Origin of the sequence: Haloferula helveola, from assembly GCF_037076345.1 — a bacterium.
Classification (GTDB): domain Bacteria; phylum Verrucomicrobiota; class Verrucomicrobiia; order Verrucomicrobiales; family Akkermansiaceae; genus Haloferula; species Haloferula helveola.
In genome coordinates this window covers 1,580,972-1,593,719 of sequence record NZ_AP024702.1, presented here as the reverse complement: position 1 = coordinate 1,593,719, position 12,748 = coordinate 1,580,972, and the positions used below count along the sequence as shown (strand labels likewise).

At 63.1% G+C, this 12,748-nt stretch carries 10 protein-coding genes; all 10 read right to left on the bottom strand.

Annotated features, from left to right (window positions below; translation table 11 throughout):
• Positions 1-16 precede the first annotated feature (16 nt).
• The 10 genes from HAHE_RS05690 to HAHE_RS05645 all read right to left on the bottom strand — a co-directional run bounded on the left by HAHE_RS05690 (position 17) and on the right by HAHE_RS05645 (position 12,610).
• Positions 17-580: a hypothetical protein gene (locus tag HAHE_RS05690; RefSeq protein ID WP_338689310.1), complete on the bottom strand. Its 564-nt coding sequence runs from the start codon at positions 578-580 to the stop codon at positions 17-19.
• Positions 581-629: 49 nt separating this feature from the next.
• Positions 630-1,952 carry a coproporphyrinogen-III oxidase family protein gene (locus HAHE_RS05685; protein ID WP_338689308.1) on the bottom strand — a complete coding sequence of 441 codons (1,323 nt, stop codon included), beginning with the start codon at positions 1,950-1,952 and terminating at the stop codon, positions 630-632.
• Positions 1,953-2,050: 98 nt separating this feature from the next.
• Positions 2,051-3,220 (bottom strand): PQQ-binding-like beta-propeller repeat protein, encoded by a 1,170-nt coding sequence (locus HAHE_RS05680; RefSeq protein ID WP_338689306.1) that lies wholly within the window; start codon positions 3,218-3,220, stop codon positions 2,051-2,053.
• Entirely contained in the window at positions 3,217-4,341 is a 1,125-nt protein-coding gene (locus HAHE_RS05675; protein WP_338689305.1) for an iron-containing alcohol dehydrogenase, read from the bottom strand. Before HAHE_RS05675 ends, HAHE_RS05680 begins: the two co-directional genes overlap by 4 nt.
• A gap of 6 nt (positions 4,342-4,347) precedes the next feature.
• Complete coding sequence (locus tag HAHE_RS05670; protein ID WP_338689303.1) at positions 4,348-5,781, bottom strand: aldehyde dehydrogenase family protein; 1,434 nt, start codon at positions 5,779-5,781, stop codon at positions 4,348-4,350.
• A 19-nt stretch (positions 5,782-5,800) separates the two neighbouring features.
• Positions 5,801-6,871 (bottom strand): hypothetical protein, encoded by a 1,071-nt coding sequence (locus tag HAHE_RS05665; RefSeq protein ID WP_338689301.1) that lies wholly within the window; start codon positions 6,869-6,871, stop codon positions 5,801-5,803.
• A 71-nt stretch (positions 6,872-6,942) separates the two neighbouring features.
• Positions 6,943-8,496, bottom strand: coding sequence for a sodium:solute symporter family protein (locus HAHE_RS05660; RefSeq protein WP_338689299.1), 1,554 nt, complete (start codon positions 8,494-8,496; stop codon positions 6,943-6,945).
• Between the two features lie 36 nt (positions 8,497-8,532).
• On the bottom strand, positions 8,533-8,748 hold the full coding sequence (locus tag HAHE_RS05655; protein WP_338689297.1) for a hypothetical protein: 216 nt from the start codon (positions 8,746-8,748) through the stop codon (positions 8,533-8,535).
• Between the two features lie 81 nt (positions 8,749-8,829).
• Entirely contained in the window at positions 8,830-10,332 is a 1,503-nt protein-coding gene (locus tag HAHE_RS05650; protein WP_338689295.1) for a PQQ-binding-like beta-propeller repeat protein, read from the bottom strand.
• 43 nt (positions 10,333-10,375) lie between these two features.
• Entirely contained in the window at positions 10,376-12,610 is a 2,235-nt protein-coding gene (locus HAHE_RS05645; protein ID WP_338689293.1) for a PQQ-binding-like beta-propeller repeat protein, read from the bottom strand.
• Positions 12,611-12,748: the final 138 nt, after the last annotated feature.

The following is a 12,748-nucleotide window of genomic DNA, read 5'->3' as shown; positions in this document are numbered from 1 at the left end:
TTTCCACGCCGCGGAACTACGAACCTTGGTCGCAGGCTGGTTCCGTGGGTAGGATTTCGATGATTCGGGCGAGGCAGCGGCCGTCGTCACGAACCAAGTGATTGTAGCGCCCAAACAGATTCGCGCCACCGGAGGATTCCGGGAAAATGCTGCTGAGGCGCTCGGTCGGGATGTGGAAGAACCCCTGCGGCTCGCTGCCATAGGCGAGGCCGGATTCGTTCAGGATCGCACCGAGGGGGGTGCTGCCAGCAAGAATTCTCGGGCGCAAATCTTCGGGGAATGATTCGAGCAGGATGGCGATCAGTCCGTATTCGACGGGTTTTCCGCAGCGAGCCGCATGCAGCGTGACTTCGCGCAGGTAGAGGCCGTCCTTTTCCTGGGAACGCAGGACAGTCAGGTTGATCGAGTCGCCATGGAAACGGGCGAGCTCCGAGGTCATGTCGTGGTCGTGGACGAGCAGGCCGCGGAATGGTTCGGGAACCTGCTCACCCGGAAGCCATGTGAACAAGGCATCTCCCAGCTTGGAGCCGGAGAGGATCGGACCGAGCTCCGCAGGCAGGCTGGGCGAGGTGGTTTCCATGGGACGCGACGGAGTCTGCGATGCCGGTTTCGAAAAACCGGCGCGCCATTCAGACGAGCTTGTCGGTGACGTGCTGCGGCAGGAAGAAGTCGTGCAGCAGGTTGTCGACGCAAAGCAGTCCGTCGCGGTTGAGGACGATCTCGTCGCCCTCAACGGTGAGCCAGCCCTCCTCGCGGAGGTTGGCGAGTTGCGGGGCGAACTTCTCGAGGATATCGACGCCGAACTTGTCGCGCAGCGGCTCTGCGGCGACGCGGCCGAGCTTCATCTGCAGGATGAACTGGCGGATGAGCATTTCTTCCGAAGTCGTCTGCAGCGCGCGTTTTAGGGGAAGTCGACCGGCGTCGAGTGCGGCGTCGTATTCGTCGATCTCCGTGAGGTTCTGGTAGTGGACGCCTTTCGCATGCGAAATCGAAGCGACGCCCAGACCGAGCAGGTCGGCGCCGCTCCATAGGGCATCCCGATAGATGAATTTCGTGCGGTCCGGATTGAGCACGGCGGTGTAGCCGGAGCCGATGGTGTAGCCGGCTTCTTCCAGCGCGGCGAATGCCTCCTTCACCCAGCGTCGCTTGGTTTCCCAGTCGGCGATTGGCGCGATCAGGCTGCCGCTGGCTTTCATCTCCTTGTAGATGCCGGTGTTGTAGGGCACCTCCATCTGATAGATCGTCACCGAGTCGGGGCGCAGTTCGAGGGTCTTCTCAATGTTCCGCTGCCAGTTTTCCTCGGTCTCCTCGACCATGCCGGCGATGAGGTCGATGTTGATCTGGTCGAACTTCTCCTCTTTCGCCCGTTCGTAGGCCCGCCAGATCTCCTTCGTGCGGTGGGCGCGGCCGTTGATCTCGAGAATGCGATCGTCGAAGTTCTCAATGCCGAGCGAAAGGCGGGTGACGCCGATATCCTTGATCGCGGTGAGCTTGCCGGGGTTCAGGGTGCCCGGCTCGCACTCGAAGGCGACTTCCTCGGCCTCGTCCCACGGGAGCAACGCCTTCATCCGGTCGGTCAGAGCCGTGAGTTGTTTGGCGGAGAGATAGGACGGCGTGCCGCCACCGAAGTAGACGAAGTGCGGCTTGCGCCCTTCGATCAGGGGCTTCCTGGCCATCACCTCGAGTTCGCGGACGGTGCAGTCGAGGTAGTGCTTGATGTCGTCCGCGTTCTTGTCGGTGTAGACGCGGAAGTAGCAGAAGTGGCAGCGCTTCCGGCAGAACGGGATGTGGTGGTAGAGGCCGAGCGGCGGCGGGGTGCCTTCGTGCGGAGTGGCGTAGGCGGCCTCGACAACTTCCTCCTGATTCTCCTTCCAGAAGGAAAACGGAGGATAATTCGAAATGAAGTAGTTGCCGGCGCGGGTGCCTTTTTTCGGAGCGGTGGTTTCGGGCATGGTGACTGGAAGGGTAACCGCGACGGGCGCGGAAAGGCGCGGACCGGTAGGAGAAACGGGCTGACCGCCTATTCCTACGGAGTTCCGGGGCGGTTCTTTTACCCGCCGCCGGATCCTATCACGAAAACCGTGCCTGCTCCACCGGCGATGATGATCCGGTCCTGGGCGAAAATCGGCGAGGCGGTGAGCTTTTCGCCGAGATCGAGCCGCCAGAGCTCGGTGCCGTCCTCCGGATTCACCGCGTAAAGACGTCCGTCGCTGGAACCGAACACAACCGCATCATCGAAGACGATCGGAGAGCTTTCGACCCGGCCGCCGGTGGCGAAGACCCACACTTTCTTGCCGGTTTCGCGGTCGATCGCGTGCAGCGCCTTGTCGCGGCAGCCGATGTAAACCCGCGCGTCATCGACGGCGGGAGCGCTGAAAAACGGGAAGTCGTCGCCTTGGTAGATCCACGTCGGTTCCTCGGCATCGATCTCGGCTGCGACGACCTGGTTGGCGTAGTTGCCCGAGTAAACGGTGCTGCCGAGGCTGGCGACCGAGTCGGTGATCTGGGCGTCGGTCAGGATCTCGTTGACGGGTTTGCCGGTGGCGGCGTCGAGGACGTGAATCACACTGTCGCAACCGCCGAAAGCGATCCGGTCGGTCCCGATCAAGGCCGGGGTGCCGTTGATGTAATCGTTGGTCTCGTACTGCCAGATCTCCTTCCCGTCCGCCGGATTGATGCAGCGGCAAATGCCGTCGTAGCCGTTGAGGATCAGGTGGAAGCCGTTTCCGTCCGGCGCCGGGATCACGTTGGCGGCAGACGGGAATTTCTCGAGTCCCTCGATCGACCACCGCTTCGAGCCATCGGTTAGCTCGAGGGCATGGAAACTCTGGTCACCCGAACCGACGAAAACGGCGCCGTCGTGGATGGTCGCGGCGCCCTCGATGGTGTCGCCGGTTTCGAACTTCCAACGGAGCTTCCTCGTCTCGAAGTCGATCGCATGGATGAACCCCATCAGGTCGCCGACGATGAGGGTGCCCTCGGACAGGGCGGCTTCGGCGACCGACGGGTTGTCGAGCGTGAAGGTCCAGTCGATCGCCGGATCTTTCGGGGCCGGGCCGTTGATCCGGCCCTGCAGGGTCGGACCGCCCCGCGTTACCGGCCAGTCGGTGAGTGGCGCGGGCGCCGCAGGATCCGCTGCGGGTTCGACGTGCTCCGGGGCGGGCTCGTCGCAGGCGCTCAGAAGGGCCGCCCCAAGGATCGCTGGCAGCCGGAAACTCATGCGACAGGGATTTCGAGTGCGGATTGGTAGAGTGCGGCGAAGTCCGACGCCGTCAGCGGGCGTGGATTGAAGTTCCCGGTCCACTGGCCGGTGGCGTCCTCGGCAAGTCGGGGGATGGCATCGGCGGGGATGTCGAGCGGCTTGAGTCCGGCGGTCGCGAGGATGTGGTCCAACCAATCCGGAAGCGATTGGTCGAGGTGCCTACTAAGTTTTCCGTAGATCGATGCGGAACCCGGGTCGGCGTGATTGAAGCGCACGACAGGGGGCAGCATCACCGAGACAGCGTGTCCGTGCGGCACTCCGAAACGGGCGGTCAACGGGTTGGCCGTGGCGTGGGCGGCGCCGAGCATGCTGTTTTCGATGGCAAGACCGGCCATAGCCGCGCCGAGGAGCATCCGTCCGCGGGTCTCGAGGTCGGCTTCCTGCCGCAGCACCGGTTCGATTGCCGAGGCAACGAGATCGAACGACTGGTGCGAGTAGGCGATGGAGATCGGGTTCCTCTTGGTGCAGACCATCGACTCAAGCGCGTGCGAAAGGGCGTCGAGCGCGGTGAGCGTGGCGACGGCGGGCGGTTGGGATTCGGTCAGTTCGGGGTCCAGAATCGCGATCTTTGCCAAAGCCTTCGGGTCGCCGCAGGCCATCTTCTCGTGGGTCTCATCGCGGGAAACGACCGCATACGACTGGCATTCGCTGCCGGTGCCGGCGGTGGTGGGGATGGCGATGAACGGAAGCATCGAGTGCTCCGCGTGTCCGTAGCCGCGGAAGTCGGACATCCGGCCGCCGTTGTTGAGAAGGAAGTTGCAGCCCTTGGCGGTGTCCATGCTGCTGCCGCCGCCAAGGCCGATGATCAGGTCGGGCTGGAGGGACTGGGCGAATGCCCGGCAGGACTCGATGTCCGATTCGCTGGGATTGACGTGCGAGCCTTCGAAGACCGTGACGTCGATGCCGGCTTCTTCAAGCAGGTCGACCGCGCGTCCCACATGGCCTGCGGCGACAATCCCCGGGTCGGTGACGAGCAGGGGTTTCGCGGCACCCAGCGAGCGCACGCAATCGGCGAGTTCGGCCAAGCGGCCGGGACCGAAGAGCAGGCGGGGACTGGGACGGGCGTCGAAGGGTGTCATCTCAAGTCAGGCCACAGCGACATTTCCCTGGATGGCTCGGCGGTGGTAGAGGAACTCGAAAAGATTGCCTTCGTGGGGTTGCTCCCACTGGACGCGGTTGGTCGGGAACGCACCGAGATTGAGGCGCTCGATGTCGGGGCTGAGGAGGAGCTTCCCGATGAAGTCGGGATCCTCGGTGAAGGCGGACACGACAAGCGTCTGACCGATGTTGGCGAGCATCTCGGACTGCGGGATCTCGACGATGCTGGCGTAGGGGAACATGAACTCGGTGTTGGCGAGCGGGTGTTCCGGATCGCTGCAGGAGACGAGCGTCGGCTGGAGATAGGTCTGTTCGAAGGCCTCGACCTTGCGAGGGGTGTCGCGATGTTCGGCAGTGACATCCTCCGCGCCCGGTTCCTTGAGATGGGCGGAGATCAGGTCATCGATGCCGTCGGCGAGCGCCGTGTTGGCGAAACCGCAGAGAAGCGCGTTTTCGTCGTCGCGGGCGAGCGGTTGGATTTCCGCCAGTTTGGCAGCGAGGGCGTCGGCAAGTTCGTCGCGTTTCGACGGGACCAGAATGGCCGAGGTGTTGATGCATGAGCGGCCGCCGTTGGCCGAGATCGACTGGACGATGACGTCGAGGAACTCCGGCCAGCGGTCGATCATGTCTTCGCCGATAAGGATTTTCGAACGCCCTGTGCCGTGGACGGACACGCTCGGGTAGTCGGCGTATTTCTTCACCGTGGCATCCGATCCGAAGGAGATGCCGCGGCCGCAGCAGGTGACGATGGTGTCGCCTCCCTCGTGGGTGGTCGGGTAGAAGCCGAAGGCCTCTTTCGGGAATCCGGCCTGGATCATCGCCTGGACGATCCGCAGGGGCGTAAACGGGTCTTCCCGGCCGGGTTTGAGGAAGACCGGGATCTTCATCACCGGGGCTGGAATCCAGAGTGAATTGACCGCGGGTGCGTTGCTCGGGAGGGAGACGCCGAGGGAACTGGTGGCGGGGAAGTAGTTGAGCGCGAGATCGGAAGAACTTCCGGGAGCGGAGGCGAGGCCGCGATCGAAGATCTCGAGCGGCATATTGCGGGTCAGGCCGTTGATGACCGTGCGGACCTGCGACATCGCCGCGTGGATCTTGGTCATGTTCATCCGCACGAGGCTGTGCGGAAGCCGGGTGAGGGCGGAGAGCGACTCGACGTACTGCTGCGGCGACTGATGATCATCGCCGCACGGCAGATCGGCCGTCATGAACAGCTCGGCCGCTTGTTCGCAGTAGCTCGCCAAGGTGTCGGCGGGAATGGCGTCGAGCGCCGCTTTGGCTTCAGTCGCCCGGAGCAGGTCGCGACGGATCAGCCCAGGATTGGCCGTGTGGGTGACCGCCATCTTTCCGTCGCCGAGGTCGAGTTCGACGCGGTCGCAGGATTCGTAGGTCTGGCCGAGGCGGAGGATGGGAAGGTTCATGGCAGTGATCCGTAGGAAATCAGTAGACGCCTTCGATGACGGTCTTGGTTCCGGACTGGAAGGGGCGGACGTCGCCGACACCGTCCCAAGGGAACTCGTCGCATGGCTCGCGGCGGATGGCTTCGTCTCGCTCGAGGAAACGCGGCATGAAGAATTCCTTCGTCAGGGTGGTCAGTTCGACCCGGCCGTAGTCGCCGTAGTCCATGACCTTTTCGGTGTTCTCGGGATCGACAATCCGCAGTACGGCACGGGGCTGCGGGGCGTGGTAGGTAAGGCTGTATTCCCCGGGACCGCGCTTCTTGCTGATGGCGAGACCCATCAGCGTGTTTCCGTAGGTCGGGGCGAAGTTGATTTTCCCTTCGAGCACCTCCTCCTCGATGAAACGCACGTACTGGGGCGTCATAGTGGTGCCGCCGGCGAACACGCCGCGGATGCCGGCGTCGGCCAGCGACATCCGCTCGGCGAGGCTTTCGAGCAGCTTCGGGGTGGTGAACAGGCAACCGATGTCGCGGTGGCGGATGATGGTCGCCGCCTGGTCGATGACGTGTTCCTGATAAGCCTTGGCCATCCGCATTTCGCCCATGCCGATGAGCCTCTTCACCCAGCGCGGGTCGAGGTCGATGAAGTAGCATGCTCCGCCGCGAATGTTGGCGAGGTGCTCGATCGCGAGACGCAGGCGGCGCGGGCCGGTCGGTCCGACCATCAGCCAGTTGGCGCCTTGCGGGAAGAAGTCCGGGCCGTAGTGCTCGGAGAACTCGGTGTAGTCGGTCTTGTAGTCCTCCCAGCCGATCCGCTGTTTCGGCATCCCGGTCGTGCCGCCGGTCTCGAAAACATTGTAGGGGCGGCCGGCGAAGGCGTTCGGGATGAAACGTGCGGGGTCCTCCTTGCGCAGCACTTCGTCGTCGAAATGCGGAAACTTCAGGATGTCGGCGAAACGGGTGACTTCGGTCATCGGGTCGAAACCGAGTGAGGTCGCGCGTTCGAGCCAGTAGGGGCAGCCGGTTTCGGGCGAGAAATGCCATGAGACGATCTCGCGGACGTGGGCGTCGAGGGCTTCGGCGGCTTGTTCGGGGCTGAGGGAGCAGGACATGGATGAAGGACCGGGATGGGTAAAACGGCTCGGGAGTTTCGCAAGGAGAGTCGGCGGGGAGCTGGTCTCCCTCAGGGGAAGAACTTGGCGACCTTTTCCGGAGCCGGAGGTTTTGTGACGAGGGAGACAACCACCAGGGTGACCGCGCTGGCCGCAATCATGAGAGTGACCGGCATCATGCCGGCGATCAGGAGTTCGTCTTCGGCGCCGGGAGGTTTCTCCGCGATGATGTCGCGGTAGAACAGGACGCACCAGACGGCTGCGGTCACGAGGATGGAAGCGATGGCGCCTGCTGCGGTCGCGCGTTTCCAATAAACGGAGCCGACCGCTAGGGGGAACAGCGCGGCGAAGCCGGAGAAGCACCAGACTCCGAGGTCGAAGACGTGGGCGCTGTCCATCAGCAGAACGGCAAGTCCGTAGGTGATGCCGACGATGGCGAGGATGAACCCGCGCGCGATCAGCACCTTCTGTTTGTCGGAGAAGCGATCTTGCCCGAAGACTCGCAGCGCGATGTCATTGGTGAACATCGTTCCGAGGCACATGAACTGGGAGTCGAGCGATGACATGATCGCGGCGAGCACGCCCGCGCCGACGAGCCCGGACAAGACCGGCGAGTGGACAAGACCTTCGACCATCCGGCCGAGTACCGCGTTCGGGCTGGCGCCGGGAGGCAGCGGTCCCAGGTAGGCGGCTGCCCAGATGCCGATGAGGATGCACGGAACCCAGACGATCATGATGAAGACCGGATGGGCGACGACCGTGAGTTTGAATGACTTGGCACTCTTCGCGGTGAGCCAGTGCTGGAAGAGGTGGGGGAACATCCCGACCGAGAGCGGGACGAAGCAGTAGGTGAGGAACTGCGCTTTGCCGATCATGCCTTCGCGCGCGGCCCGCGGGCGGGCGAAGTCACTATCGAGCACCGCCTGGCTGGCGGCGGAGAGTCCGCCCAAGCGGCTTGAGATCATGTAGAACGCCACCACACCGGTGATCATGAACACGATCGTCTGGAAGGTGTTGGCCCAGACCGCGCCGCGGAGACCGCCGAAGAAGACGTAGAAGAGTACGATGAAGCAGATCGCCGCACCGCCGAGTTCGGGAGGAATGCCTCCGGAGAGCGGGTGGGGGTTGCCGTTGGGAAGACTCAAGGCGAAGGCTTCGGGGAAAAGTCCTTTGGTGGAGGCCTGGATGAACTTGCCGGCGGCGATCACGCCAACGAGGAGATAGGGGATGAGGAGGAGGATCAGGATCGGGAAAAGGAGGAAGCCGATCTTGTCCGAGTCGAAGCGGTTCCGGAAGTACTCACACTGGGTCAGGTAGCCGTGCTTCTTTCCGACCGCCCACAGCCGGATGCCGACGAGGAAGAAAACCGCCGAGTGGATCAGGCCCGACCAAGACGCCATCAGGCCGTAAGTGCCGACTCCTGAGGTGTAGGCCTTGCCGGTCGAACCTACCAAGGCGAAGCCGGTCATGGTGGTGCCGAAAATCGACATCAGCAGGAGAAACGAGCCCACGGTGCGGCTGACGACGAAGAAGTCGGCGCTCGTGCCTTTGGAAAAGCGGCTGCTGACCAGTCCGAGACCGATCAGCAGGCAAAGGTAGCCGATGATGATGAAGAGCGAGGTCACTGGGAGAATGACGGTTTAAATGTGATGAATGACGTCTTACTCGTCGGCCCACTTCTCGATCGTGGCGGGCCATGCGAACTTCGAGACCAGCCACCAGAACAGCGCGGCAGTGATCGAATACCCGGCATGGTAGGCGAGTCCGACCGGAAGGAACTCGAAGACGAGTTCTGTGTTGTCCCAGTTCCAGACGTCCTGATGGAGGATCGCAAGGAGGATGAAGACGATCGTAGCGACGAGGGCGGCTGGTTTCATGGAGCGTTCGCTTCTTGGGTCAGGGCATCCGGATAGCAAAAATGCGGTGGGGAACCACCGCATTTCGAGAGGGTCGAGGCTTCACTTGGAAGCGATCGCGTAGATGTGGGTCATGGTCGCGATGTAGAGCACATCGTTGGCGACGACCGGGCTGGAGTAGATCGGTGCGTCGAATTCGAGCAGGCCGAGTTCCTTCATTTCCTTGCCGGTCGATACGATGTGGACCTCGCCGTCCTCGGTGGGTAGGTAGACCTTGCCGTCGGCCACGAGGGTGGAGCCCCAGATCCGGCTGAAGGTTTCCTTCTTCCAATACTGCTCGCCGGTCTTGGCATCGATGCAGTGCAGGTCGCCGTCGTATTCGGCTGCGTAAACCAAGCCGTCGATGATGCTCGGCGTGGAGATCGAGCGGCCGATGTCCTTGAAGGTCCAGACCGGTTTGCCGCTCGAATCGAGGCAGCTCATCATGCCGACGCCGTCACCGTGCTCCGGGTCCTGGCCGATCACCGCATAGACGTGGTCGTCGGCGACGACCGTCGTGCCGATCACTTCGCTGGGCCCACGGAAAGTCGCGTATTTGATCGGTTCGCCTTCCTTCTTCCGATACTCCGGTGGGTTGGCGTCGTAGCGCCAGACTTCCTTGAGGATTTCGAACCCTTCGTCCTCGTCAATCACCGGCTTCGGCTCGTAGGCGTAAACGAAGCCGTCGCCGCCTCCCCAAACGATGCGGTCCTTGCCGCCGAGCTTGCCGAAGGCGGGAGAACTCCACGAGGCGTGCAATACCCTCTCGGAAACGCCTGAGATTTCCTCGCCGACGAGAGTGCCCTTCTCCGCGTCGATCGCGACCAAAGCCGGCGCGAGCGGGGCGGGGATGTTGGTGTGCGACCAGTCGACCCCGTTTGAAGTCGCGGTGTAGAGAATGCCGTCGACGATAACCGGCGAGCAGGACGAGACGTTGTGCGGGAAAACGCCGAGTTCCTCGCGCATGTCATAAACCCAAAGGATGTCGGCGTATTTCTCACCGATCTCGACCGGGTTCTCCGGATCGGCGGTCATGTACTTCGCCTCGTCCTTGAACGGGCCGTCGTTGCCGTCGGCCTGTCCCTTGGTATCGAGGCAGATCACCTCGCCGCGGTTGGTGACCAGGTAAGCCTTGTCGCCGACCACGCAGGGCGACGAGCACAGGCCGACGTATTCCCAGTCGCTGACCTTGCCGGCGCCGAGCTTGGGAATGATGAGCTGCCACTCGAACTCGCCCGTTTTTTCGTCGAACACCATCAGCACGCCGCGGTCGCCCTTCTGCTTGGCGTCGCGGGGCGACTCGTTATTGGTACCGACGTAGACCCGTCCGCCCGCGACCACCGTGTTGCCGTAGGTCTGGGATCCCAGCTTGGCGGCCCAGAGGACGTTCTTGGCCGAGGAAAGGTCGACCTGCTCGGTTTCGGAATCGATTTCACCGACCTCGACCTCCGTGGGCAGCTTGCCGGCCTTGCCGGTCATATTGCGGTCGGGTGTGCCGCCCCACATCGGCCAGTCGGCGGCCATCAGGGCGGGGCTGAGGGTGAGAAGAAGGAGCGTTGCTTTCATGGCTGGAATCGGAAGTGGGTGGTCAGGGGCGAGGAGGATCCGGTCAGGGCTTCGTAAGCTCGATGTTGTCGATGTAAACGCGCTTCTGGGCCTGGGGCGAGAAGGCGAACACGCCGGGAGCGCCGTTCGGGTGGCAGTACTTCACCGGAACCTCGATCGTCCAGGCCTCGGGTTCGCCTTCTTCGCGGGGCCAGGCCTTGGCGAGGACCATGCCGCTACCGTCGTCGTTGCGCTTCACCTGCGTCTTGAGGTGATACCAGGTATTCGGCTGGATCTTGAATTTCACCGACTGGTTGACCCGCTCGTAGTTCGAGGAGACCTCGAGGATCTGCGAGTTGCCGACGAGGGCGATGAGGTAGCGTTGGTTGACGAGTCCGACGCTCGACATGATCCGGCGGTTGCCGTCGGTCATGACATCGGCCTGCAGCGTGTAGCCGGTTTCGTGAACGTCGCCGAAGAAGTTCATCGTCCGCTGGAAGAGGACGTTGTCGAGACGGTTGGCGAGGACCTTGGATTCGTCTTTCTCAAGCGTGTACCACTTGATCCGGGCGCCGAGCCATGGCAGCGGCGGGAAGTTGACCTTCTCGCCCTCGGGCGAGTCCATGACCAGCGGGACCGACTCGAAGTCCTCCTTGTAGCCGGGGCCTGCGACCACGCGGCCGCGGGTGGTGGCGGAGAGCTTGCCGAAGCTTGCTTTGAAGGCGCCGGCCGAGAGTTGCGCGTCCGGCCCGGCGCTCAGCGTGTTGCCTTCGAAAGTCGCGTCGACCTTCGCTTTGACTTTGGCGGTTGGCGGAATGAATGCCTCCCACGATTCGGGAGTGACTTCCTTCACGCGGGTGCCATGCGAATCGAGGCCGAAGACTTTGAAATCCTGGGACTCGCCGGCCCGCAGGGCGAATTCAGCCGGGACGATCTGGAGCTGGGCGATCTCTCCGGGCTGGCTCTCGGTGTTTTCCTTCGGGGCGCCCACGAATTTGCCTTCGGCCGGGCCCCAGCAATGGATGCCGGACTTGGTGATCAGGTAGACCTTGCCGGCCCAGATCGACGGGGCGCCGAGGCAGTTCTCGGAGAGCTTCACTTCCGAGAGGACCTCCGCATCCGAGTCGCCGGGATCGAGAACGAAGAAGTGTCCGTCGAACATCGGCACGAAGAGCTTGCCGTCGCCGTAGGCGGGCGAAGCGTGGATCTGGTCGGGAGCCAGCTTCTTCTTCCAGAGCGTCTTGCCGGTTTCCGGTTCGGTGCAGAGCAGTTCGCCGGTGGCGATGGTGGTGAACAGCTTGCCCTCGGCAAGCACCGGCGAGGAGGTGAAGGCGACGTGGTCGTTGTTGCGCCAGACTTCTGCTTCCTTGCCGAGCACCAGTTGCTCGTCCGGATAGGTGGTTGGAATCTTGATGCAGGTCAGGCGACCGGTGGTCGATGCGTCGAGATTCTCGGAGCCGTGGATCGCGACGAGGCGGTCATTGCCGAGCAGGATCACCTGGGAATTCACACCACCCGCGGAGAGCGGAAAGCGCCAGAGCGGATTGCCGGTGTTGGCGTCGACGCAGTAAACATTGCCGTCGCCGCCGCCGGAGTAGAACACGTCGTGGCCGCCGAGTTTGGCGAAGACCGGCATGGCGAAGGACGAGTCGACCGGACGAACGCCGGGCGACGAGTACCAGACGATTTCACCGGTCGTCTTGTCGAAGGCGTAAAAACGGTCCTGGGCCGGACCGGTGAGCCCCCAGTTGGCGGTAACGCAGTGGAAGATTACCAGATTGCCGTGGACGGCCGGCGAGCCGGTGCGGCCGTTCGGGAAGGTGAGACGGCCGTACTCCTCGATCAGGGAGATTTCCCACAATTGCTTGCCGTCCCGGGTGTAGCCGACGCAGCGGCCATTCGACGTCTGGAGATAGACGTTTCCGGTCTCCGGATCGACCACGGGCGCGCCAACTCCATAGCGGTTGTAGACCACATCGCTGATGTAGTCGGAAAGCAGCACCTCCCACTTCTTCTCGCCGGTGACCGCGTCGAGGCAGAGCAGCGCCTCACGGGTGTCCTCCCCTTTTTCGCCGTAGAACCCGAAGGCGTAGAGATTCCCGTCGGCAATGACCGGGGTGCCTCCGCCCTTGATGTCGTAGGTCCAGAGCTCGTTCCCGGCCTTGAGGTCGGTCGGCAGCCCCTTTTCAAGCGAGGCACCGGTCTGGAGCGGGCCGCGCCAGTCGGTCCAGCCGGTGACCGCGGCCAGAAGCGGTGCCGAAAGGGCGGCGAGGAGGGCGAAGGTCGGGATCGGGCGCATGAAGCTGAACTTAGGGTTCAATTGTGGAAACTCAACGTTTCGGATTTCCGCGGGCTATCAGGGGGTATTGGAATGGGGTGAGCCGATGCCGGGGTTCTGCAGCCCCCTGAAGGGGGAACTACAAACCCCGGTGGCGGG